Origin of the sequence: Neobacillus massiliamazoniensis (assembly GCF_001048695.1) — a bacterium.
Taxonomy (GTDB): Bacteria; Bacillota; Bacilli; order Bacillales; family Cytobacillaceae; genus Neobacillus; species Neobacillus massiliamazoniensis.
In genome coordinates this window covers 428,394-453,923 of sequence record NZ_CVRB01000002.1, presented here as the reverse complement: position 1 = coordinate 453,923, position 25,530 = coordinate 428,394, and the positions used below count along the sequence as shown (strand labels likewise).

Below are 25,530 nucleotides of genomic sequence, written 5' to 3'. Positions count from 1 at the left end.
TTAAGCCTCCTAATCATTTAGAGCATCTTATTTTGCCCTAGCATTTTCTCTTTTATATAAATAGAGCCCATAATCTTGCATTACTGATGAGTATCCCAGTTGTCTTAGCATTGTGGCAATATTACCACGGTGGTAATTTCCATGGGTAACAACGTGGAGAACTGATTCAGAAATAGACGTTTCCAAAAGCCCAGCATAAGGATTATTAACGACAATGACCTGATCCGTATTTTCTTGATTGACCAGAAGTGATTTGTTTTTGAGGGATAAGTCATCATAGAGGGTTTCCATTTCTACTATCTCTTTTGATTCTATCTGTTTTTGTAATTGACCTGCCAAGACAAGAGCTTCATTCATAGTTTGACCTGCGATAATATCAAACCATGATTGCTCAACAAGATAAATATGGGTTAACACTTGTGAAATGGAAGAATAGCCACTTTGTATGTCTTGATGATAAATGTCCTTCGGAAGTTCTTTTAAGCGATTAATAATTTCCTTATTTGCCCAAACATTGTAATCATACATATCTTGTATGGGATTCTTTTTCAATTAATTATCCTCCTTATTCTTCAATGGTTAATAATCAATACATGGTATATTATACTAACTATTGAAGTATATGTATCGTGGATATAATTTAATCAATTCTAGATAAAAAAGAAGGCCGATTATCGGCCTTCACGCAAATTTGGATTGGTTACATAAGCAGCAAGTTCTTCTGTGCTTTCTTCAAGCCTATCTTCAGTTAGTGACATCATTCCTTGTAAAAGGAAAGAGGGCAAGAAATGCATGCCACACAGATTTGCTGTTGCTTGGAATGGCCGTGTTAACTCACTCATGGAATAGTGATTGTAGCCGCCAGCTCGGTATGCTTCAGCTGGTCCCCCAGATGAAATCGCCAGAATAACCTCTTTTCCATGGAGTTTGTTTCCTTTTGACCCGTAGGCAAAACCGTATGTTAAAACGACATCCTGCCATTCCTTTAATAAAGCTGGTGAGCTGTACCAATAAAATGGGAATTGCAGAACAATGCGATCATGCTCCAATAATAACTGCTGCTCTTTTTCTACATCAATCGTAAATGTTTGGTAATGCGCATATAAATTGTGCACTGTCACATTTTCTTCCTGCTGAAGACGGTTCATCCACGTTTTATTTACTTTCGATTGCTCCAAGTTGGGATGTGCAACAATGACTAATGTTTTCATTTTTATCACCTTTCATTCTTAGTTGTTTGTATATACAAATGTACTTTTAAAAAAAGCTCTACTTTTCTTCAAACATAATTTCTGTTTCAATTTGATTTTTGTACATGCTAAAAAATGTATTCGCAATATTTTCAGGGGAGAAATATGTTCCCTCTTGTACAAACCCTTTGATCGTTAATGTTCCGACATAAATTCCTTTTGGACTCAATTCTTGATGCAAGCTATATGCAAGACTGCGTATAGCAGCTTTTCCAATAGATAATGAAGCAAGATCAGCATTTGGAAAAAGCGCCAGCCCGCCGCCCGTCAAAAGGATCGTTCCATTTTCCATATGTGGAATGACTTCTTTCACCGTTGTAAGTGCTCCAGCAACATTAATTTTAAATTCATAAATTAAGTCATCAGCACTTAATTCTGTAGGCTTAGCTGGTTTTATTATGGCCGCATTGTATAAAAGAACATCAACCTTCCCGTACGTTTTAATTACTGAATCAATTGCCGCTTTTAAAGATTCTTCTGATGCTGCATCTCCCGGGAATCCTTTTGCTTCTACTCCTTCTCTATTCAGGTCTTCTTCATATTGCTGTAAAGCCTCTAAATTGCGGGCAATAAGTGCTACTTTGAAACCTTCCCTACCAAATTTGCGGGCGGTGCTCAAGCTAATTCCTGGTCCTGCACCGACAATGACCATTACTGCCATGATATGACCTCCAATACTATTTGTTTGTATATGCAAATGAAAGTCTAAAAAAATTTATAATTTTTCTTCTAGCTTATTGCTCGCTTCGTTAAGCATTTTGCTTAAATCCATACTAAATTCCCGTCCTAAAATTTGAGAATAGCCTGTAAACAATTCCTTTAAAGAAACGCGAAACTGTTTGTAAATTTCTTCTCCTTCTTCGGTCAATGAAATATATGTTTGTTTGCCATTCACTTTTCTTGTCACCAGCTTTAGTTTTTCGAGTTTATCAATAAACCTCGTACTGGTAGAAGGAGCGATGGATAACTTATGGCATAACTCTTTTTGCGTAATTTCCGGATGGAATTTAACAATCATAATCATATACAAATAAGAAGGAGCAAGGTCACCGAATTCAAATGTTTTTTCAGCCAATTTTGTCATGTTGCGCGCAAAACGGCTGGCTGTAAAATATAAGCAATGAATTAATACTTTTTCTTCTTCATGCATTCTTTTTAGACCCTCTTTTCATTTGTATATACAAATTAACACGAAAAAAAATTACAGTCAACTATTTTTTATTAAATTGTTTGTAAAAAAAATCCTTTTATCGAATACCTTATTTTATTATTCGTTAAAGGAAATTTTTTATCACTTTTCTAATTTATTGCTACTTATTTTATTTAATGCTCTTCCTTCATCATCACCCAAATGTAGCTTTGAAATAAAGTCGTACTGTTTATAAAAAAGATGTACCGTTTTAAAAAAATGACGTTTTTTAATCTTCTCATCACTTTTTCATTTCAATCTCAATTCTCTTTGCCAAGTCAGATGATACTTTATTGAAATACTTCATAACTTTCTTTCTAATATCATCAGATATGACTTTCAAATCGCTAGCTAAATTTTCGACAAGATGTTCTTTTTCTATTTGAGTTAACCTCGTATAGAATTCACCAGCCTGCCTAAAATCGTCTTGCTTTGTTATGGAAGTTCTTTCTAGTTTGCCTTCAACATATCTTCCATCACCACTTGTAATTTGATTAGCTGGTGTCCAATTTTGCTGTTGGTTAACCGGTAATTTACGAAATTCAGCTCCAATTCTTCTTCTTTGAGAATCACTATAAATATTGGCACGGCCCTGCAGTATTTTATCATCAGATAATTCTGCGCCGTCTAGTAAATTAGAAATGGAGAAGGCGACTTTTTCTACTTGTTCCATATAATTATCAGGATTTTTATTTAATACCATTTTGCCTACTGGTATTAGGGGATACTCTTTTTCATCCCATACTTTTGTATCGTCTAAGGGATCATAAGAAAGATTTGCTTCATCCTTTGGGTCCATGAGCTGGACATATAAGCCATATTCCACCGGTTTACCACCCGCAATCGCGTCGTATAAATCTTTACCAGCGTAATCAGGATTTTCAGCGGCTAGTCTATTTGCTTCTTCGCGACCAATGTATTGTACACCTTCAAATGGGTACCAATGGTATTTAACGTACTTTCTAATACCTTGAGCATTTCTCCAAACATATGTATTTACACTATGTCCTGGAATGTGGCGAAGACTTTTTACCGTACCAGCATCAGAGTATAAACGTACAACAAAATGAATCGATTCAGGTGCTCTTGCTACAAAGCTCCAAAACCTATTAGGGTCAATTAAATTATTTTTTGGTGAAGGTAAGAGTGCTTTAATAGATTCCGGAAATCGTATCGCATCACGAATAGAAAAGACAGGAATGTGATTACATAGAAGGTCAAAAACGCCTTCTTCTGTATAAAATTTTGTAGCAAAACCACGTACATTTCTAGATGTATCAGGTGTTCCTTTCATACTGACTGCTAACGAAAAGCGAACCATAACAGGAACTTTCTGATTAGAATTTTGTAAAAAACTCAGTTTTGTATGTTCGGACATCGAATATATCGTTTGAAAATAACCAAATGCACCAAAGCCTTTTGCATGAACAGGTCTTTCTAAAATCTTTTCATGAATAAATTCTTGTAAGGTTTCGTGTAGTACACCATCTTGTTCCAGTACAGGTCCCCCAGAGCCAATCGTCTGGGAATGAAGTTTAGCTGGCTCATTGGAGAGGTCTCGATTCTCATAATGGCTTTCCTCTAATATAGTTTGCCTCTGTTTATGATGTTTTTCATTCATTATTATAGCCTCCAAAATTTAATTTCCATCAATTGTTACTAAATATGATTTTTAAGGCTCGAATATGTATCTTCTTCTTTTGTTTTCAACATTCATTAGAAATATAGTTTCTTAAAGTTAGTAGAATTTTTCAGGGAATTGCAATATAAAGTGAATTTGAACCGATGTGTGAATAGACCGCTAGTTAAAGAAAACTCCTATGTAGTGGACCTTTTTTTTACGGGGGATGTCAAAGCCGTTATTTATACAAAGGGGGAACAAGGCGCAGAGTTATATTTGGACCATGAAACTTATCAGTCTACTGGATATCCAGTGGAAGTTCAAGATACTACGGGTGCAGGTGATGCGCTTATTGGTGTATTTTTGTATCAATTGTTAGAAAAAAATGTGAGTCAACAAAACCTAGAAGAAGTTCTTCATCATCATTATCAGGAGATCCTGTCCTTTGCGAATGCAAGTGGTGCACTTACTACAACCGGAAAGGGAGCTATTTCCTCTCTTCCTACAAAAGAGGAAATTAGTCATTTACAGCAAAAATTTAAACAATGAGATAAGAGTAGAAAACCTCATTTAGATGCATTACGGTGAACCGTATCATAAGTAAATGAGGTTTTTAAAGTATTTTTAATTCCTTAGGCAATAAGAGGTAAAAAAAGAACTTTAGAAATTTTTCTAGAGTTCTTTTTAATTCATTCTATTTTAATTTTAGGTGAGATTTTTCTTCTTTCTACAAACCAAATGTAGGTTAGTTCTCGAATTCACAAATATCACAATCTACAATATTAATCATTTTCTTTTTTCATATCATCTGGTGCGAGTAAATCAAGCATAGGTTGACGTGCTTCAGGTCCATATGCCACACTTCCTACAGGAACTGCATTATCTACAGCTTCGCTTACTTTTGCAATCCATATAGGTCCAAATCCTCCACATAGCTCAATCATTTGTACCCCATCTTTGACAAGTTGCTTTGAAATTGGTATTACACGCTCTTTGTCATTAAAATCGATTCCAATAGCAGTAAATTTACATTGATGATTTCCAGTGGTGATTGTATTTTTTTCTGGGCTAAATCCCGGAGATAAATAAATATATGCCCAATTGTTAAGCGCCATAAAATCATCCTCCAATTTAATCTAATTGTTTTATATAAAAATTATAAATACAAATATTGTTTTTTTGCAAATAAGTTATCTGCATCATAGATTTACAAGCCATTAAAATATTGAAAGAAATAAATTCGTTTTGGGTGTATTTCAATACATGAGGTTTTTAAAGTATTTTTAATTCCTTAAGCACTAAGAAGTAAAAAAAGAACTTTAGACATTTGTCTACAGTTCTTTTCAATTGATTCTATTTAAAATTGGGATAAAGGCAAACCTGCTTCTAGGAAAGCTAGCGCACTATCTATTGCGTCTATTAAATCTACTTCCGGATGTTGAAAGCAGTAGAATTGCGAAGAAATAATCGCACCCATTAGAGCACTAGCGAAAGTGAGAATATCCTGATCTGATTTGTCACGCCCCTCACGTTCTGCAACGAGTTCCATAATCATCTGAGACGTATCTGCAAGCTGGTTAAATGATGCAACACGAAGCTCTGGAACGGACATCACTAATTGCATCCGTTCCTGGAGTGCCCTTTTTTCGTCTTCTGGAATATTTACAAAACCAGCTTTCACGGCTCTACGAAATGCTTGAATCGTGGTTAGCTCTATTGGTTGTTGTTGAAATGCCTCTATAAGGAGGGGATCATAATCATCATACAGAATGACGGATTCCTTAGTTGGGAAATAGCGAAAAAAGGTGCTCGGCGATATTTCTGAAGCTTCAGCAATCTGCTCCACTGTTGTATCAGCGTATCCCTGCTCGTGAAATAAGCGCAAGGCATTTTGCTGGATAACGGCTCTGGTTTTCGCCTTTTTCCGTTCTCGAAGACTCAGCTTTGGTTGATTTTCTGAAGACAATTTAACACCTCCATGAAAAGTTGAAAACTGTATAATAAAATGTCTTTATCATACAGTTTACAACTTTATCAACCTATACACAAACCTTGGCCTTAAGCATCCTTTTCTTCCAGATTTGATTGCTTTCGCGGTAGAAATACCAACGTGCACAAAACTCCAAAAATCGCAATTCCTGCACATACAAGCAGCATCGTATCCATTCCATTTACAAATGCTCCACGAACATTATTTAATAGTTTACTAGATTGTAGCTTCTCGGCAACAGCTACTCCAGCTGATACGCTCTGCTCTATAGTATTGGCCACTTTGGCTGGCAACCCTGTCAACTCGAGCCCGCTGTGATAGCTTGAGTTAAGGACTGTCCCCAGGATTGCAACCCCAAATGCTCCCCCTACTTGACGCATCGCCATAATAAGGGCAGAACCTACGCCACTTCTCTCCGCTGTAAGTTCTCCAAGCGCTGAATCCATTGCCGTTGGAAGTGCCAGCCCCAAACCAATACCTGTTATCGTTATCCAAAATGCTGAAAAGCTTAACGTACTATCCACTTTTGTCATGGCACCTATTGCTAAACCAGCAGCTAAAAAGAGAAATCCGATGGCCACATTATTTTTTGTCCCTATTTTTAATACTAGTTTCCCAGAAACTTTGGCGCCCACAATTAACCCCGCGATTAAGGGAAGTAAACGTAATCCGGTTCCAAGTGTGTCAATTCCCCCAACTGCCTGAAAAAAGAGAGGCATAGTAAAGAGAATTCCGAACATCGCAAAGGATACCAAAGTGGCTAGTACCGACCCCCAAGTGAAACTTGGGGAACGAAATAAGGTTAAATCAATCAACGGATATTTTGTTCGTCTCTGCCATAAGACAAATAAACATAAAGCGAGTAATCCTACTAGAATGGTGAATATAACTTCACTGTTCCCCCAACTTTTTTCCCCCGCCTTAATCACTCCATAAGTTATGGAAACCAATCCGATACTTGAAGTCAACACCCCAATAAAGTCAATTTTCCCCCGAATTTGACTGCGAGATTCAGGCATTAATATGGAGATGGCTAGAAAACCGATCACGACAAACGGAAGGTTAAGCAAAAACACAGAGCCCCAATGATAATTTTTTAATAGCCAGCCGCCAACAATTGGTCCTAATGGAATTCCCAGCATATTTGCCGTTGCCCAAATCATCATTGCTTTTGTTCGTTCAGCTCCTGAGAAAAGAACGGGAAGAATGGACATGGATAATGGCATGAGGAATGCTGCACCTAATCCTAAAACAATCCGCATACCAATAAGCATTTCTGGAGAATCAGCATAGGCACATCCTAGAGACCCCAGCCCAAAAACAAAAAGAGCAATCAACAACATTTTCTTCCGGCCATAGCGGTCTCCTAGCATCCCGGCTGGCAATAATAAAGCAGCTAAGACAAGATTATAGGAATTCGCGAACCATTGAAGCTCGCTTGTAGACGCTGCTAATTCTGTAGCTAATGTAGGTAAAGCTATGTTAAGCACGGTCATATCAAGTCCAACGGCAAGTAAAGCAAAGGATATAGCACCTAAAACTAACCATCTACGCGTTTTCATCTTTTCCATTGTAATCCATCCTTTCGAGTTAGAAATAATTTGAAAGTGAATGTAAGTGTCTAATGACATTTTATTTAAAATGAAAGTAACTGTCAATTTATTTTTTGGAAAAAAAAGCAAAAAATCTTTTAAAAAAATGAGCAAAAAGGGACTTCCCTTAAAAAAGGGCAGTCCCTAGTGCTGTTGTTTTTACAAATTCTTAATATTAACTCAATAGGCTAACAATGAATGTAAGCTATATTTTTTATAAGTTAAATAAATTTGGATCTAGTAAATCTAAGAATTATACAGTTAGGGGACATTTTTTGAATGAGAGGAATGATTGTTCATTTTTCAACTTTTATTTTTCTGTCTCATAATCATAGTCATTTGGTTTATTTGGATTCATTCTGCCCCGATTGAAGCTGGCAATAATGACGTTGTGTTAGTGCTTGGATATAAAACGACTGGAAATCATCTCGACCCATTGCTTGAGGAGCGTTTAACAATTGCTTTGCAGCTGCTTCAAATGGAGGAATACTTGAATAAAAAGGTAATTGTTTCCGGTGGTGCTGTTGGCTGGATCAAATCTGAAGCAGAGATAATGAAGGATTATCTGATCGAGAACAGTATTGAACCAAATCGCATTTTGTTAGAAAATGAATCAAGAAATACGGTTGAAAATTTACGATTCACGAAGAAAATCATGGAGCAAGAGGGATTTGGATCATGTGTTATTGTTTCTAATTCTTTCCATATGCGGAGAATTTCCATGATTGCAAAAAACGCAGGGATACCTACAACCTGTTATTGCAAACGCTCTTTGATGAAGGCTTTAAAACAATGGAAGCAAACGATTAAGGAAATTAAGGCTTTTAAAACGACAATAAGTCTATTAAAAAAATAGATTAAAATTTTTATTGTTTATTAGGTAAAAAATGATCTATCTAATCATTATTGAAAAAGGAAGTTCATCATCATTAATAAGTTCTGCTGGCTTCTTTACCGCCACTTTCTCTTCGTTAGCACAAATTTCACCACATTTGTCGCAGCTGAAAATATCTAATTTGCAAAAGGTAAGCTGGGAGTCGAGCTAGTATAGGGAAAAGTTGGAGAAGTTGTCACCAAATTGTTAGTAAGAAGTGGAGTATGAAGGCAAAAAAAGATCCGGCGATAGGCCGGATAAAAAATATATATTAAAAGGGGGGTGAAAGGGTATGAAGAATTCATGTCCTTTTCATGTTTTTATCATAACCCCTAGAAATGAACAAATTATGAATAAACGATTAAAATTGATAGTTTTTTTCAAGCCATTGCTCTCAATTTCAATATTGCAATAAGTTGTTCAGGCCGATTTGCTGCCTCTCTTAATAACCCTTCAAGAAAACCCGTGAATGGAGGTAAGTGGTGTCCTTATTTTATGGGAAGCGTCCGGTAATGAAACACCGCATTTGTTCGTTTTAAAATTAACGAACAGTTACTTAAGAAATTGCTTTACAGGGCGGGCTCTCCGCCCCAGCTAATTTTAGGATGCTGATTCTCTTTTCAAAGAAACGAACTTCACGTTTCCAACTACAATTCCACCTAATATTAAAGCAACCCCGAGCCATTGGGACAAGCTAACGTGTTCTGCTATGACTAACGATGATAAGATAACTGCAACGGGAAGTTCTGAGGCTGTTAAAATGGTTCCAAGCCCTGGCCCGATATGCGGCATTCCGATTGAAAATAAAAGCGGGGGCAGGGCAACGCCTAATAAACCAAGATACAGACCATACGGTGCTACTCCCATAAAAACAGGTAAATTCAATAACTCAGTTGGCGGAAACAGGATCAAAACAGTGATCAAACCGCCAGTGGTAAAAAGAGCACTTTTTTGCACAGGTGGTGTATCTTTTTCCACAGTACTGCTAAGAAAGATGAAAGTGGAATAGGTCAAAGCTGAAAATAATCCCCAAACTGTCCCTTGCCATGTAAATTCACCGCCACCTTCTGAAATAATGCCGGCTGCAAGAATCGAACCAATGATCAGAATTCCAATTGAAACGACCTTCCCCATTGTTGGCGTGATTTTATAAAATAACCACTCGAAAAGAGTACCAATCCAGACAAATTGAAATAAAAAGATGATCGCAAGTGATGCGTGGAGTGTTTGCAGTGAGTGATAATAAAAAACTCCTGTTAAACCAAGTGGAATTCCTGATATAAGTAATTTTCCTATTTTTGATAAAGAAAGTTTTTTCTTTTTTGAAAATAGAGCCACCATCCAGATCATTAAAGTTCCTAGTAAGAATTGACTTCCTGTTACTTCTGATACGGTAAAGCCAGCGGAATATGCGAGCTTTACAAAAGTAGATAGGGCTCCATAACAGCATCCCCCTATAAAAACAAGAAGTGCGTATTGCCAAGTTTTCATTTCTCCTACCCCTTTCATTCTATAAAAATACATGATAGATAAACTATTCCGTTTTTGAGTGAACTGGCTCTTTTAAACGTAAAAAAGCCACACAGCTATATAAAAGCTGTGTGGCGAAAATAGAAATAATTCTAGAAAAGTCCACAAACAAATAGTTTTATTATTCAATTACATTCGTAACTTTAAAACAAATGATAATCAATGTCAATATAAAAAGTGGGATTTCAAAGACTAATGAGGCAGTTTAGAAGTATTAAACTGAAACTAGATGAATTTGTTATTCTAAATAAATGTGAAAAGCGTGTCTATACATACCCTTGAACAGCTGCTTGTTCTAACATACCAGACAACGCAAAATTTTAGTACCAGAAAGGATTTTTGGATTTCTTCTTCTTTTTCGTATTAATGCATTCTACTAAAAATAATACTGAATAGTGCCCTTATATCAATTAACTACCAACATTAGCTATTTAGAATGAAGCAAGGTAATAAAATAAATGATTATTTCCACACGTATACGTTATGTCTTTTAATATGATATGGGAGATATTATTTGTAATAGGGTGAACCGTACCATAAGTAAATGAGGTTTATGTGAAAAAGTAACAGCACCCTCTAATTTGTTAGAGGGGTGCTGTTTTGTTGTTAGGATGGAAAAATCACCTATATGATGAAATGAAATTCTTTTCACTGGCAGAAAAATCGATAAATGTTAAATATATCTCCTATTCTGAAATAATTAAGCTTGTGGTTATTTTTTTAAATTTATTGATGAAATCTTTTTTTATGTTGCCATCTGTAATAATGTAATCAATTTTATCAAGGGGAGCAATACCAATTGTTACATCTTTGTCAAATTTGGTGCTGTCTGCTGCGACGTAGACTTCTTTTGATAATTCAATCATATTTTTTCTAGTGATGGCTTCTTCTAAGTTATAGTCAGAAATACCTTTTTCAATTGTGATCCCACTTGCACCAATAAAGGCTTTTAAAATATTTAATTCATTAAAATTAAATAAATATTCATAAGCTACAACAGACTGTTCATTTTGTCTTACTTTTCCTCCGATGATAATGAGCTCGACATCATCATTCATGAGCTCATTTACAATAGGGACGGAATTCGTAATCACAGTGAGGTTTTTTTTATTTTTAATATATTTCGCAATTTGAAAGGTAGTCGAGCCACTATCTAAATAAATACAATCACCGTCATGAATATATTCACTGCATTTTTTTGCGATCCTTTCTTTTTCTTCTATATGACTGATCAATCGATCAGCGATTGTTGATTCCCCAAACTTCGATTCAACCAGCTTAACTCCACCATAAATTTTTTCAATTTTCCCTTGCTTTGTAAGGTGGTTAAGATCTCTGCGCAGCGTATCGATAGAAATGTTTAGTTCTTCTGTTAGCTCGGTTAGCTTAAGGACTTTTTTAATCATGAGTAATTCGAGGATTTTTTTTTGCCTTTCAAGTGGAAACATTCTTTCACCCATCTACTCTCATATTTTTTAACAATCATAATGTTATAATGTTAGTTTACTTTGTCCCTATAAAACATTCAATACTTACTAATAAATAATTGATAAATCGTGGATAATATTGGATACAGTTACTTATAAAATAGTGACGAGTTAGTAAAGATATATGCAAAATTTACACATAATTTACATAAATCTCGACTTCAATTTACAAATAGTTCGTATACTAAGGGTGTGTTAAGGAGGTGAACCGTTTGCTGAAATTGCAAAATATAAGCAAACAATTCGATCATAAGATCGTTTTAGAAAATATTAATCTTGAAATTAACACTGGAGAAATTGTTTCGCTGCTTGGCCCAAGTGGTAGTGGGAAAACCACTTTATTGAATATTATCTTGGGGTTAACAAAAATGGATCAGGGAAAAATTATTTTTAATGATGTGGATTTGAGTCATGTACCAATGAAGAATCGAGGATTTAATATTGTTTTCCAGGATTATGCTCTTTTCCCTCATTTAAATGCTTATGAAAATATTGTATATGGTTTAAGAAATAAGAAGGGATTGGTGACGGAGAAAGAACTTCATGATTATATTGATTTCTTAGAGCTGTGGCCTCATTTAGAAAAGAAAATAGGAGAATTATCAGGTGGTCAGAAACAAAGAGTTGCACTCGCAAGAACATTAGTAACAAAGCCGAAAATATTATTGTTAGATGAGCCATTGAGTGCATTAGATGGGGTCATTAAAGAATCCATTAAGGAACGCATTAAGTCAATTGCAAAGGAATTTAAGCTTACAACCATTATTGTCACACATGATCCTGAAGAAGCGTTAACCATGTCAGACAAAATTCTCATTATTAATCAGGGTACTATTTCGCAGTTCGGAACACCGCATGAAATTATCAATCAACCAAGTAATGATTTTGTAAAAGAATTTATTCTAAAACAATTACAGATTAAAAGACAAAATATTTATAACTTATTTGGTGAAAAATATGCCTAATGTAAAACCGGAAATGCGGATTATTTATCCTATCATTTTATGTATATTTGCACTCTTTCTCGTATTGCCTTTAGCTATTTTATTTGTTCGTTCATTTGAAACAAGTCATGGATTCTCTGTATCTAACTATCTTTCGATACTGTCAAATAATGATCTTATAGTGTCAATTGGAAACAGTATAAAGGTCTCTAGTGCAACGGCTATTATCACTACTATTTTGGCATTTATTCTTGCCTATTCTATCCATTGTACTAGAATCTATGGTCCATTAAAAAACGTGTTTAAAACGGGAATCCTTCTTCCTATGCTGCTTCCGACCATTACATATGGATTTGCGATTATGTATTCTTTCGGAAACCAGGGATTCATTACAAAACTTTTTGGTCGGAATTTATTTGAAATTTATGGGTTTAACGGATTATTAATCGGATATGTCATTTACACATTACCGGCAGCGTTTCTTCTGATCAATAATTCCTTTAAGTACATTGATAAGAAATTTATCATTGTTTCAAAGCTAATGGGTGATGGAACAGTAAGAAGTTTAATGAACACGATTATTCGTCCATTATGGGGAACTTTAGGAGGAGCTTTCGTCCTTTCCTTTATCCTAAGCTTTACGGACTTTGGAATACCGGCCTCAGTTGGGGGAACGTATTATGTTGTAGCCACTCAACTATATCAAGTAATGCTTGGTGCCATTCCAGATTTTAATCATGGCGCGGCGATTGCAGTGATCATGTTGATTCCGGCCGTGTTTGCTGTCTTCCTTTTAAATTATCTTGACAAATTTAATTTTCATTACGACAAATTCAGCGATATGGAATTGATTCAGAATAAAGGCAGAGATATTTTCTTCGGTGTGATCTCGGCTGTCATACTTTTAAGCATGATTGCTATTTTTGTTGTCATGTTTGTTACACCGTTCGTCACTAGCTATCCTTTTAATCTTACGTTTACCTTTAGGCATTTTACGGATGTATTTCAATCGACTGATTTAGTAAATGTTTATAAAAATTCACTACTGGTAGCATCATTGACGGCCATATTCGGCACAGCCATTGCTTATTGCGCAGCTCTTTTAAATGTGCGTACCCCTATTAAAGGGAAATCAGCCATGGATCTCATTTCAATGATCACAAATACGGTACCAGGTATGGTATTAGGCTTATCCTATTTACTGCTTTTTAATAACAGTAATTTCAAAGGTACATTCACCATCATTGTTTTATGTACGATTGTTCACTACTTTACGACACCGTATTTAATGGCAAAAAATTCTCTGGCTAAAATGAATCCATCGTGGGAAACGACTGGAGAACTATTGGGAGATAGCTGGTTCAAAACCATCCGCAGAGTGATTTTACCAAACTCAGCATCGACGGTATTTGAAATGATTAGCTACTATTTTATCAATGCGATGGTAACGATTAGTGGAATTATCTTCTTGGTTACAGCGGAAACTTCAGTAGTAGCAAGCAAAATTCAAGAATTACAGCATTTTGCTAAATTCAATGAAATCTTTGTTTTATCAATACTAATCTTTTTTACCAATTTATTCGTTAAGTTACTTTGTGATTCTTTTCAAAAACGACAATCAAATCATCGTTTATAAACGATTTTTGAATAAAAATCTATTAAAAGTGAGGGAATTAGTATGTTTAAAAAGATTAAGGGTATTTTGTTATCGCTTGTTGCACTCAGTTTAGTATTTGCTTTAGCAGCCTGTAACAATACATCAAATGCAACAGCAAAAGGTGAAGCGAAAAAAGTGGTGATTTTAACAAATGCGGATGACGAAGCAGTTGCATCGATGGAAAAAGCATTAAAAGGAGCAGGATACGACGGGAAATATGTCGTTCAGTCCTTAGGTACGTCTGAATTAGGCGGCAAGCTCATGGCAGAGGGAGATAAAATTGATGCCAATTTAGTAACCATGAGTTCGTATTTTATTGATAGTGCGCAAAAAAAATACTCTATGTTTAAAGACTTAACGTTTACTACAAACGCATTGGAACAATATCCATCCTATTATACGCCGATTTTAGCGAATACTGGTTCCATCTTTGTCAATACAGCAGTCATGAAACAAAAGGGTTTACCAATGCCGACTTCGATTAAAGATTTAGCGAAACCAGAATTTAAAGGCTTAGTGTCAATTCCAAATATTATGGACTCTTCAACAGGCTGGTTATTAGTTCAAGCTATTATTACTCAATACGGTGAACAAGAAGGAAAAACCATTCTTCACGATTTAATTGTGAATTGTGGTCCACATCTTGAAAGTTCAGGCTCAGGTCCGCTTAAGAAAGTGCAAGCAGGGGAAGTTGCTGCAGGTTTTGGACTTCGTCACCAAGCGGTAAATGCGAAAGCACAAGGTGCACCAATTGATTATATTGATCCGACTGAAGGTAATTTCTCACTTACTGAATCCGTTGCTGTTGTTAAAAAAGATGATCCAACAACAGAACTAGCAATGAAAATGGCAGAAGTCATTATTAAAGATGGCAGAAAAGATTTAATAAAAGATTATCCAGTTGCTCTTTATAAAGGAGAAACCGTTAGTGACGTTCATAAACCTGCCCATTCAAAGAAATTTGAAAAACCATTAACAGTTGATTTATTACAGCAGCACCAACAATTCTTTAATTCAGCAAAGTAAGGTTAGTAGGAGTGAAGTGAAATGAAGAACTATAAACTTTTAACACCAGGTCCTTTAACGACTACAAGTACGGTTAAAGAGCAAATGCTCTTTGACCGTTGTACTTGGGATCAAGATTATAAGGATATTACCAAAAAAATTAGAGCACAGCTGCTTGAGTTTGCAGGTGCTACTAACGAAGAATACACCGTTGTTTTAATGCAAGGAAGCGGTACGTTTGCCGTTGAGTCCGTTATGAATTCGGCCATCACGAATGATGATAAGGCGTTAATCATTACAAACGGTGCATATGGTGAACGGATTGTAAAAATGGCGCAATATATCGGTCTTTCATTCAAGGAGTATTGTGTAGAATACGATGAATATCCAAATGAAGCGGATATTAGGGATATATTAGAAAAAGACCAGGAAATTACCCATATGATCATGGTTCATTGTGAAACAACGACAGGAATTTTAAATCCGCTCGATATGGTAGCAAACCTTTCAAAGGAATATGGCAAATCGTTAATCATTGATGCGATGAGCAGTTTTGGTGGAATGGAAATCAATGTGCCTTCCCTTGGAATTGACTATTTAATCAGCAGTGCCAATAAATGTATTCAAGGTGTACCTGGCTTTGGCTTTGTCATTGCTAAGCGCGAGAAACTACTTGCTTGCGAAGGGAATGCTAGAAGCTTATCACTAGATTTATATGATCAATGGAAGGCAATGGAGAAGGACGGGAAATGGCGCTTTACTTCACCGACACATGTTGTGGCTGCTTTTTCTAAAGCAATCGATGAATTAATGGATGAAGGCGGTATTCCAGCTAGATTTGCCCGTTATCAACATAATAATCGGATTTTAAGAGAAAGGCTTGAAGAAGTAGGGGTGCATGCCTATATCTCTGCTGACAAACAATCGCCGATTATTACAACCTTTCTGTTCCCAAATGAACAATTCAATTTTGATGAATTTTATTCCTATATGAAAGAGAGAGGCTTTGTCCTCTATCCAGGAAAGTTAACGGATGTAGAAACTTTCAGAATTGGGAATATCGGTGAAATTTATGAAGATGACATTAACGAACTATGCAATATTATCGAAGAATACATAGGAGTGGTGACAAAGTGAGCAAAATTGAAGGAGTAATATTAGATTGGGCTGGGACTACTGTTGATTTTGGCTGTTTTGCACCAGTGAATGTATTTGTTGATATTTTTAAACATGCAGGTATTAACGTAACGATGGAAGAAGCAAGAGCACCAATGGGGATGCTAAAAATCGACCACATTCGTGCGATGCTGTCCATGCCTAGAATCTCCAAATTATGGGAAGGACAATGCGGTGTACCCTTTAATGAACAGGATGTAGAAAATTTATATGCTGAATTTGAACCTGCCCTCATGGCATCATTATCAGAATATACCGATCCAATCCCAGAGGTGATTGAGACGGTTGAAGTGTTGAGAAATCAAGGGTTAAAAATTGGTTCCACAACAGGATATACCGATTCCATGATGGATGTCGTCGTTCCAAATGCTTTGAAAAAAGGCTATGGTCCAGATTTTTATATTACACCTGATGGAACGAATTCTCTTGGAAGACCATATCCCTATATGATTTTCCGAAACATGGAAGCATTAAAATTATCCGCAACATGGCAGGTTATAAAAGTTGGTGACACGACCTCTGATATAAAAGAGGGGATTAATGCAGGTGTTTGGTCAGTCGGTGTCATTATCGGAAGCTCTGAAATGGGATTAAATTTAGAAGAATTTAATGCACTATCCGAAGGTGACCGTGAAGCACTGATCACTAAAACAGAACAGTCCTTTAGAAAAAATGGGGCAGATTTTACGATCAAAACGATGAGTGAACTTCCAGAGTTAATTGAAGAGATTAATAAACTTATAGCAGAAGGAAAAAGACCTAACGCAAGATAATCACAATTTAAGGAGAGGAGGTGATGTCAATTTTAGTTCGCTGAATACAGAGTAGATGAGTCAGACGATTTCTATTTCAATTTGCTGAATGCTATTCCCATTGTAAACGATTATAAGGAGATGTTATGTATGAAAGGTAACCAAAAAAAGCTTAAACAGTTATTGAAGCATAAATTTGTTTCGAAGTCTGCGATTGCAGCTCTTACCTGCGCAGGTGTGGTTGCACTATCCGGTGTCGGAATGGCAGCCGATGTGTTTACAGCTCCACATGCAGGTCCACAAGCGGATGGAACCTCGATCACTCCTGCCGGCTGGAAAGTTACCCCTGTCGGTACCCAACAGAAAGCTGGATACTTTCCGGGCAATGCTGTCCTATCACCAGATGGTTCAGCAGTATTGGTTCCTAACATTATTCACGATCAAAATGGAAAGCAGACTGTACAGGTTATGGATGCAAAGAATGGCAGCGTACTTCAAGTCGTAGAGCTGAATGGAAATGCTGGTCAAGGTGTTGCACCAGGTATTACTTTTAGCCATGATGGGACACATGTGTACCTTGCAACAGCAAATAAAAATACTGTGGTCGTATTTGGCTGGGATAGCAGTGTACATAAATTATCCCTTGAAAAAACGATCCCGCTTCCAAAAGGAACTTATCCTCAAGATGTAGCGGTTTCGAAGGATGACAGTACCGTTTATGTAACAGGTCAGCTTAGCAATAAACTTGTTGCAGTAGATGTTGCAACAGGTCAGACCTCTCAAGCAGATGTGGGCGCTTATCCATTTGCGGTTGTAATTTCGGAGGATGGAAAGACGGCATATGTCAGCAATCAGGGTGAAAAATCATTATCCGTCCTTAATGTTGAAGGATTAACAATGACACCTAAAAGCACGATTACCGTTGGCACTCATCCAAACCGGATGTTAGTCGATGCAAAGCAAAACCGGATGTTTGTGGCAAATGGGGACAGTGATACTATTTCCGTCATTGATACGACTAAAAATACTGTATCCGACACGATCTCTGTTGAGCCGTTCCGCGGTGCGCACGCCGGGACACAGCCGAATAATTTAGCTTTATCGTCCAATGGTGACACCTTATATGTAACAAATGGCGGCAATAACGACGTAGCTGTGGTGAATGTCTCTGATAAAGGAAAATTTGGCCGAATCAAGGGATTGATTCCTACTGGTTGGTACCCGACCGGAGTTCAAGTGACACCGGATAATCAGTTGCTGATCACTAGCGCTAAAGGTTCGGGTACTGGACCAAACAAAGGAACGGATCCTTCCAATCCTAATAGCTATCCGTATATTGAAAATCTGCTTGCAGGAACTTTAGCGGTTTTACCAACACCATCTGAAGATCAGCTGGCAAAATATACGCAACAAGTAAATGACAATAATGATTTTCATCAAAAAAATAAGGTTCGCGGTTTTGATGAAAAAGATACCGGTACCATTGTACCTCATAATGTAGGGGATTCTTCACCAATCAAGCATATCATTTACATTGTCAAAGAGAATCGTACCTATGACCAGGTGCTCGGCGACCTGAAAAATCCTGATGGTACACCACGAGGTAACGGGGATCCATCGATTACCCTTTTTGGACAAGATGTCACGCCAAACCAGCATAAATTTGCTCAGCAATTTGTCACCCTTGACAATTTTTATGGAGACGGTGAAGTAAGTCAAAACGGCTGGCAGTGGGCTACCCAGGCTAGTTCCAACCATTATAATGAAGTGGGTACTGCACAGGGATATGCAGGAAACGGCTCTCAATATGATTCCGAGGGTTACCATCCGGATGTTGCCGCCGGAAGTGCAAATCCAGCCGATGCCTATTTATGGGACAAACTTGCCGATCACAACATAACTTTCCGCAACTATGGTCAATTTGTGGTTCCAAGTAGTTGGATCAATTCAAATGAAGGTATTCAGACTGAGCCAGGAAAATATTATCCCCACGATAAAATTCTAAACAACAATACGAATCATGATTATCCATGGTTTGATATGGGTAAGTCTGACCAGCAACGTTTTGATATATGGAATAAAGATTTTCAGTCATATGTTGCCAATAATAATATGCCTACTATGCAATTTATCGACCTGCCTCGTGACCATACGGCAGGAGGGGCAACCGCAAAACAATTAGTTGCCGATAATGATTTGGCATTAGGAAAAATTGTCGATGCTGTTTCTCATTCTAAATACTGGAAAGATACGGCCATTTTCGTGGTAGAAGATGATACGCAAGCAGGTTCGGACCATGTGGATGCACACAGAACGATTGCCCAAGTCATCAGTCCTTACACTCAGACTGGAAAGGTAGACTCACACTTCTATAGCCAAGTCTCCATGTTACGGACAATGGAACTTTTCCTTGGTATAGAGCCAATGTCACAATATGATGCGGCTGCAGTGCCAATGATCTGGTCATTTACTGATAAACCAAATTTTGCACCATACAATACACTTGCGCCTAGCGTGGCACCATACAATACACTCACGCCTACGACTCAAACTGCTGTTCCATCAAACAGTGTTATGACTCAATCGCAAATGGTTGGGCAACCGGACCAAGCCGATCCACAAAAGCTGAATGAAGATATTTGGAAGGCAATCAAGGGGCCGCATGTACGTATGCCTGAACCACAACACAATGTAATCGGCAATGGTACTGACGATGAACAAGCTTCAAAGAATAATGCTTCAGTAGGTTGGTAATATAATAGTCTCCTATAAATTTAATCTGTCAGGGTCCTAGTTAATTCTTTGGACCCTGAATTCATTTACAACTTATGACGTTTTAATATAAGGAGGAATTTCGGGTTTCACTACTCGAATACAACAAATGAAAAGATTAATCGATGCAACAATGAAGCGTTCCATTCTGATTCTCACTTTTATTGCTTTGTTATTGGTTTGGGGGGGAATGTCCGCTTGGCAAATCCAACGGGATTACCTTCCGCCTATAAATAATTCTACATTAAACATTACTGTGCATGCAGATCATTATCAAGCTGGAGATGTAAAAGCTAATATTACGAATCAAATTGAACAGGCAGTCCGTGTAGTAGATGGTTTGGAGAATGTTGAAAGCAACTCGTTCAATGGCGGCTGCCTTATTAGTCTGAATTTTCCAATGACTTATGATATGGAAAAGGCGGAAACACAAGTTACCAAGGCATTAGAGGGAGTATCACTGACATCAGATGTTCAAAAACCACTGGTAACCCGCCTTAGTACGAATTCCCTGCCCATCATGCGAATGAGCCTGATGAGTTCCTCGGCAAATAATACTGAAAATACCCTTAGAACAGACATACAATCAGATGTTGCGAATGCACTTAAAACAGTTCCTGGAGTAAAGGATGTAGTTGTAACTGGGGGAGGAAGCCCTGGGTATGCCGTAACTCTACGAATGGAAGACCTAAAAAATGCAGGATTTACACTAGATGACGTAAAACACTCACTTGAGGAGAACCGTGTAACCGGATTAGAAGGAACGATTTCCAATCAACAGGTGTCCATTCCGGTACAAGTTTCCGGTTGGGCGGTAAATCAGCAGGATCTCTCACAGCTAAAAATTCATCGTCAAGATGGAAAAAGCATACCGCTCTCCGATGTTGCAACTATTACCAACTCAATTGTGAACCTGCAAACGATCTCTCGAACCAATGGGGTTCCCAGTGTCCTTATAGATGTTATGAAAACTCCTTCTTCCAATATCACGGATGTAACGGAACGAATAAAGAGCAAATTGAAGGATATCCCGGAAATTAAAAATAAAGATACAAAGCTATCCATTATTTTAGACCAGGGACAGCAGGTAAATTCGTCATTACAGGGGCTCATAAAAGAAGGGTTGCTTGGCTGTTTATTTTCAATGATTTCTGTATTTCTTTTCTTCCGTAAAGTTCGATCTACTTTACTAATCGCCATTTCTCTACCAATCTGTTTATTGGCAACCACTGGCATATTAAAAACAATGGGAATAAGTCTAAACATTCTTACCGTTTCAGGTCTCATCGTTGCAATGGGAAGAGTAGTGGATGATTCGATTGTTATTCTTGATAATATGAATCGAAAAGTCCAAGATGGGAAAGAAATATCAGGCATTCATCGGTTATCAATGGCAGTCAGTGAGATGATTCCTGCCATTGTCTCCTCTACAGCAACAACTGTTGCCGTATACGTTCCGATCGCACTTATTGGAGGAATGGTAAGTTCAGCCTTTTCCGGATTTGCCTGGTCTGTTGTCATTGCATTGATTATATCATTATTTGTTTCCATCTTGGTGGTACCTACCCTTTACAACCTGTTATGGAAGGGACAGCCACGGTCTGTTGAGGATCATCTGGAACCCATCTCTAAAAGAATATTTAATTGGGGATTTAAACGAAAAAAATTTGTTTTGATCACAACCGCTATATTATTTTTGCTATCGGCAGCAGTAGCAGCCTTTCTTCCCGTTAACTTATTACCATCGACAAATCCTAAGGGACAAATTGGTGTTCAAGTAGAAATGTCCCAAAGTACATCGCTGCCTGAGATGGATACCGAAGTAAAAAGAGTGGAGGCATTACTGAAAAATAATCCAAAGGTGGACGTTTTTTCATCAGGCTTGGGTTCTTCTTTTACCCCTCAATCAGATGATGTATTTGATGTGGGAGGCGGATGGATCCAGAAGCCGAATGTCGCCAATTTGTCTATATCGGTAAAGCCTGGAACAGATATAAATGATTTTATGATTCAGTTGAAAGAACAATTAGATTCATTATCAAGTAAAGCCATTTATACCGTCACAAATCAAAATCTTGCAGGGGACGATACACAATTAAAAATCAATCTTACCGGTTCGGATAGCCATACACTGGAATATATGGCCAGTACCATTTCAAATCAGCTAAAAGCAATTCCTGGATTGGCAGTTGCAGGATTGGCCGATAAAGTGGATCAGGTTTCACAATATCAAATTACTCTAAACCGAAAAGCAATTGAGTTAAACGAGATAAAGGTGGAAGATATATTAAATCGGATTCAGCTTTATACGGCTGAAGAAGCAACCGGATCGATTACAATTGATAAGAATAAGTATCCATTAGTGTTTCATTCCGATATCGCTTCTCAAAACAGCGGGAATGCGACAGGGAATAATCCTTCGCAAAGCCTATTAAAATTGATGGGAAACGAAACTTTCCTTAATAGTAAAGGAAAAGAGGTAAAATTAAGTGAGCTTGCGTCACTTTCACCAAGTACTGACCCATCAGTTATTCAAGAGAAAGACGGGCAGCCATTCGCGGTTGTCACGGCAAGCATAACTTCGAACGATATTAGTAAAGTAACAAAACAAGTAGAAACAACCCTTGGAAATATTCCGTTACCAAAGGGCGTAAAATATTCTTTTGCGGGTGCGCCTAAACAGGTAAATGAAATGATTTACGAAATGGCTATTGCCTTATCCTTTTCTATTTTGCTGGTACTCATCATTATCAGTGCTGTTTTTAGGGGATGGAAAGCGCCATTATCGGTTTTAATGTGCATCCCATTATCTTTTACAGGCTCTGTTATCGGATTATTTATCTGTGGTAAACAATGGAATCTTGCAGCACTTGTGGGATTATTGATGTTGACAGGAATTGTTGTGACAAACGGAATTGTCCTTGTTGATAAGATTGAAAAAAATATGAGGATCGGAATGGAAGCGGAAGAGGCCATCTTAAAAGGAACACTTTCCCGGGTCCGGCCGATATTGACCACGGCTGTTACGACCATCTTGACCTTGATTCCCTTGTCGCTCTCTTCAAGCACTGATACCGTTATCTCTCAAACCTTGGGAATAGTGGTTGTGGGAGGGCTGATAAGTTCAACCATTTCCAGCCTTCTCCTTATTCCAATCATGTATCGATGGCTCCATAGAGAAAATAAAGTCAGCTTTTCCATGGGGCTTCGATTTGGAAAAACGAAGGTAAAACAGTCTATTTCAAATATTTAACACCAAGAATAATAAATCGGAACCAGCGGATGTTGTTTAAGCAAATTGGTTCTCACAGGGTTGCTGATCTATATAAATGGAACTAAAGGTTTTTGGTAATATTCGTAAATTCTTATAGGTAAGAATACTTTCCTATTTGGAGACGGACAAATGATGAAAATCACCACAAAAAGGCAGCCGAATGAACTCATTCGGCTGCCTTTTGTCTACAATCTGACCGCTGAGTTTATACTCAGCGGCCTAACTATTATTTTTTAGATTTATCCTTTGATAAGAAGTTATAAATGTTGGCTTCGCCTGACCCGTATAGTGGATCTACCCCGACTTTACCAAAATCAATAGCACTTTGTCTGATGGCGGCTGCCACTTGGGAAGGATTATACTCAGGGTGAGCGGATTTAATCACTCCAGCGATACCAGCGACTTTCGGTGCTGCCATGGAAGTTCCATGTAAATAGGAATAGCCATGCCATTGTCCGTCACTGAACTGCGTAGTTGCATTCCCACCTGCAACCGGATAAGTAGGGTAAGTAGACAATGTTCGATAAGTGTAATCACGTTTATCTAAATAGTTTCCGTCTGGGTTCTGACGATATAAACTATCATATAATGGACCATTATCCCCACCAGGACCGGCAACGTCGATGGCATTTCCGTAATTAGAGTAGAAGGCAATGCTCTTATCAGACCAGTCATTTGAGGAAGATACAGTAATCACCCCTGGAATTTGGGCTGGTACGACACGAGATGGACCTTTAATGTCTATACCGTAAGTTGCCTTCCAATATGCCTGCATATCATGTAAATCACTCAGGTTTTTTGAGTCATTACCAGCAGACACCACAACTGTAACTCCTTTTTGGATTGCATACTGAATGGCACGGTGATAGGCTACCATTGAAGCTGAATTACCTTTCTCATCTAGGTTATTAGCCATCCAACGCCAGCCCCCGATGGACATATTAATCACTGCTACCCCATCGTTTGCTGCTGCTACAATGGCATCGGTAATCCATGATTGTTGTGCTCCTCCGGTTGCTCCAAAAACACGGTATGCTCTGACCGTTAAATCTGGACCTACACCCTTAACCTTCCCATTAGCTGCAATGGATCCAGCGACATGTGTACCGTGGCCCTTTTGATCCCAAGCATCTTTTGTGCCCGGTACGAAGGTTTTCGAACCCGCGAAATCGACATTATCCTTTAAATCTGGATGGCTAAAGTCAATTCCTGTATCAATAACTGCTACAACCGTATTATGATTACCTTTATTTAACTTATAAGAATCACCTTCATGTGTTAAACGCTGCATGTCCCATTGTTTATCCCAATAGCTTGCTTCGTTTGAATCCAAAGTGACTTTCTGCCCATTTGGGGTACCAGGAGTAAAATTCACGGCGTCATCCGGATCAGTTTCTAAGTATGCTTCAAGTTCTCTTTCAGCCGATTGAATGCTTGTATCTTGTTTCACATTTGAAAGGAAGGTTGGATCTGCTGAAGCTACCTCAATAATCCCGATTTCAGGTATAACTCTTTCAACAGCCCCTCCTGCCTTAGAGATTGTTTCTGAGAAATTACCAGGTAATTTCCCTTTATACGCTAATACATAATGCTCCTTTTCAGGTGCAGCCTTTGTTTTATTTGTTGGGATCCCAACTAGTAAAGAAAATGATAGAGCCGAACAAATAGATAGAACTGCTAGTTTCTTCTTCATTTAATTTCCCCCTTATTATCTGTAAAATTTAAACAATTTAATTATAAGCTATTCAATCTATTATTTGGACCTTTAATCTGAAAATTTTAAATAATGAGATAAAATACCTAACTATAGTTTTTCATCATTCAATTTCATAGTAATTATGTAGGTACTTTTACTTACTACTAAAAGACTAAACATTGTTAAATAATAAAATCTCATTTAGATTAGTTACGGTGAACCTTACCATAAATAAAGGCGGTTTTTTATTGGATAATAGTAAAATTTCCTCTGAATGAGCGGTTTGAATAGATTTTATTTATGTTGACAAAGTATTTAACTAATACTAGAATTAAAAAATAATTAGCAATAGTTAATAAAATTAATAATTAGCAAGCTATGATTGCTATGGATCACACTATAGCAGGAGCAGCTTCTGGAGAGAACGCAAGAATTTTGCGGCGCCGAAGGGTTCACAATCTCAGGCAAAAGGACAGAAGAGTACTGAATATTTATTTGTTGTGCTGATAATATTTAGCATAAAAAATATTATTTATTATTCTTATGGAAAAGAGATTGGAGGATATCCAATCTCTTTTTTTATTGGTTTAACTTATCCCGCATTAACGGGCAGTAAGACCCCCACCTCAAGATTGAGAGAGAAGTGAGGAAGATAGGTGGGGGATCATTGCCTAATCTAGCTGCAGGCGTTAGGGGCTCGAGTCATAAGTCAAAGTCATGT

Annotated in this window: 20 protein-coding genes, 1 pseudogene and 1 riboswitch; of the genes and pseudogenes, 9 read left to right on the top strand and 12 right to left on the bottom strand. The window is 37.5% G+C overall.

Annotation, left to right across the window (positions count from 1 at the left end):
• Positions 1-27: 27 nt before the first annotated feature.
• The 5 genes from BN1082_RS10155 to BN1082_RS10135 all read right to left on the bottom strand — a co-directional run bounded on the left by BN1082_RS10155 (position 28) and on the right by BN1082_RS10135 (position 4,060).
• Positions 28-528 (bottom strand): DinB family protein, encoded by a 501-nt coding sequence (locus BN1082_RS10155; RefSeq protein WP_245640407.1) that lies wholly within the window; start codon positions 526-528, stop codon positions 28-30.
• Positions 529-671: 143 nt separating this feature from the next.
• Positions 672-1,211 (bottom strand): NAD(P)H-dependent oxidoreductase, encoded by a 540-nt coding sequence (locus tag BN1082_RS10150; RefSeq protein WP_090633922.1) that lies wholly within the window; start codon positions 1,209-1,211, stop codon positions 672-674.
• A gap of 58 nt (positions 1,212-1,269) precedes the next feature.
• On the bottom strand, positions 1,270-1,911 hold the full coding sequence (locus BN1082_RS10145; RefSeq protein ID WP_090633920.1) for an SDR family NAD(P)-dependent oxidoreductase: 642 nt from the start codon (positions 1,909-1,911) through the stop codon (positions 1,270-1,272).
• A 54-nt stretch (positions 1,912-1,965) separates the two neighbouring features.
• The gene (locus BN1082_RS10140; protein WP_090633919.1) at positions 1,966-2,400 is read right to left on the bottom strand and encodes a MarR family winged helix-turn-helix transcriptional regulator; all 435 of its coding nucleotides are present in this window, start codon (positions 2,398-2,400) and stop codon (positions 1,966-1,968) included.
• 280 nt (positions 2,401-2,680) lie between these two features.
• Positions 2,681-4,060, bottom strand: a complete 1,380-nt coding sequence (locus BN1082_RS10135; protein WP_090633918.1) for a catalase — start codon at positions 4,058-4,060, stop codon at positions 2,681-2,683.
• A 168-nt stretch (positions 4,061-4,228) separates the two neighbouring features.
• Between BN1082_RS10135 and BN1082_RS10130 the strand changes: the two genes are divergently transcribed.
• Positions 4,229-4,609 (top strand): carbohydrate kinase family protein, encoded by a 381-nt coding sequence (locus BN1082_RS10130; RefSeq protein WP_425412141.1) that lies wholly within the window; start codon positions 4,229-4,231, stop codon positions 4,607-4,609.
• Positions 4,610-4,842: 233 nt separating this feature from the next.
• Here BN1082_RS10130 and BN1082_RS10125 read toward each other — a convergent pair whose 3' ends face one another.
• The 3 genes from BN1082_RS10125 to BN1082_RS10115 form a co-directional block, all read right to left on the bottom strand.
• Positions 4,843-5,175 carry a DUF6506 family protein gene (locus BN1082_RS10125; RefSeq protein ID WP_090633915.1) on the bottom strand — a complete coding sequence of 111 codons (333 nt, stop codon included), beginning with the start codon at positions 5,173-5,175 and terminating at the stop codon, positions 4,843-4,845.
• A gap of 242 nt (positions 5,176-5,417) precedes the next feature.
• The gene (locus BN1082_RS10120) at positions 5,418-6,026 is read right to left on the bottom strand and encodes an acyl-CoA-like ligand-binding transcription factor (RefSeq protein WP_090633913.1); all 609 of its coding nucleotides are present in this window, start codon (positions 6,024-6,026) and stop codon (positions 5,418-5,420) included.
• Between the two features lie 92 nt (positions 6,027-6,118).
• Entirely contained in the window at positions 6,119-7,621 is a 1,503-nt protein-coding gene (locus BN1082_RS10115) for a DHA2 family efflux MFS transporter permease subunit (protein WP_090634940.1), read from the bottom strand.
• Positions 7,622-7,934: 313 nt separating this feature from the next.
• Between BN1082_RS10115 and BN1082_RS10110 the strand changes: the two genes are divergently transcribed.
• On the top strand, positions 7,935-8,498 hold the full coding sequence (locus BN1082_RS10110) for a YdcF family protein (RefSeq protein WP_090633911.1): 564 nt from the start codon (positions 7,935-7,937) through the stop codon (positions 8,496-8,498).
• Positions 8,499-8,914: 416 nt separating this feature from the next.
• On the opposite strand, the pseudogene BN1082_RS28875 reads toward BN1082_RS10110, so the two are convergent.
• From BN1082_RS28875 to BN1082_RS10100, 3 genes and pseudogenes are all read right to left on the bottom strand, one after another.
• A pseudogene (locus BN1082_RS28875) lies at positions 8,915-9,029 on the bottom strand (histidine kinase dimerization/phospho-acceptor domain-containing protein); the annotation flags it as partial.
• Positions 9,030-9,116: 87 nt separating this feature from the next.
• Entirely contained in the window at positions 9,117-10,007 is an 891-nt protein-coding gene (locus BN1082_RS10105; RefSeq protein ID WP_090633909.1) for an EamA family transporter, read from the bottom strand.
• Between the two features lie 725 nt (positions 10,008-10,732).
• Positions 10,733-11,494, bottom strand: a complete 762-nt coding sequence (locus BN1082_RS10100; RefSeq protein WP_090634938.1) for a DeoR/GlpR family DNA-binding transcription regulator — start codon at positions 11,492-11,494, stop codon at positions 10,733-10,735.
• A 251-nt stretch (positions 11,495-11,745) separates the two neighbouring features.
• Between BN1082_RS10100 and BN1082_RS10095 the strand changes: the two genes are divergently transcribed.
• The 7 genes from BN1082_RS10095 to BN1082_RS10070 all read left to right on the top strand — a co-directional run bounded on the left by BN1082_RS10095 (position 11,746) and on the right by BN1082_RS10070 (position 23,092).
• The gene (locus BN1082_RS10095) at positions 11,746-12,498 is read left to right on the top strand and encodes an ABC transporter ATP-binding protein (RefSeq protein ID WP_090633907.1); all 753 of its coding nucleotides are present in this window, start codon (positions 11,746-11,748) and stop codon (positions 12,496-12,498) included.
• On the top strand, positions 12,491-14,113 hold the full coding sequence (locus tag BN1082_RS27950; protein ID WP_218055148.1) for an ABC transporter permease subunit: 1,623 nt from the start codon (positions 12,491-12,493) through the stop codon (positions 14,111-14,113). Before BN1082_RS10095 ends, BN1082_RS27950 begins: the two co-directional genes overlap by 8 nt.
• A 42-nt stretch (positions 14,114-14,155) precedes the next feature.
• Positions 14,156-15,160, top strand: a complete 1,005-nt coding sequence (locus tag BN1082_RS27945; protein WP_218055147.1) for an extracellular solute-binding protein — start codon at positions 14,156-14,158, stop codon at positions 15,158-15,160.
• Positions 15,161-15,181: 21 nt separating this feature from the next.
• Complete coding sequence (phnW, locus tag BN1082_RS10085; RefSeq protein ID WP_090633905.1) at positions 15,182-16,276, top strand: 2-aminoethylphosphonate--pyruvate transaminase; 1,095 nt, start codon at positions 15,182-15,184, stop codon at positions 16,274-16,276.
• The gene (gene phnX / locus BN1082_RS10080; RefSeq protein WP_090633903.1) at positions 16,273-17,088 is read left to right on the top strand and encodes a phosphonoacetaldehyde hydrolase; all 816 of its coding nucleotides are present in this window, start codon (positions 16,273-16,275) and stop codon (positions 17,086-17,088) included. Before phnW ends, phnX begins: the two co-directional genes overlap by 4 nt.
• A 129-nt stretch (positions 17,089-17,217) precedes the next feature.
• Positions 17,218-19,821 carry a bifunctional YncE family protein/alkaline phosphatase family protein gene (locus tag BN1082_RS10075; RefSeq protein ID WP_176699727.1) on the top strand — a complete coding sequence of 868 codons (2,604 nt, stop codon included), beginning with the start codon at positions 17,218-17,220 and terminating at the stop codon, positions 19,819-19,821.
• A 127-nt stretch (positions 19,822-19,948) separates the two neighbouring features.
• Complete coding sequence (locus BN1082_RS10070; RefSeq protein ID WP_090633899.1) at positions 19,949-23,092, top strand: efflux RND transporter permease subunit; 3,144 nt, start codon at positions 19,949-19,951, stop codon at positions 23,090-23,092.
• Between the two features lie 247 nt (positions 23,093-23,339).
• Here the strand turns inward: BN1082_RS10070 and BN1082_RS10065 are convergent, their stop codons facing one another.
• A complete protein-coding gene (locus tag BN1082_RS10065) occupies positions 23,340-24,806 on the bottom strand; it encodes a S8 family serine peptidase (protein ID WP_090633898.1) in 1,467 nt (488 codons plus the stop codon).
• Between the two features lie 408 nt (positions 24,807-25,214).
• A riboswitch (glycine riboswitch) is annotated at positions 25,215-25,295 on the top strand.
• Positions 25,296-25,530: the final 235 nt, after the last annotated feature.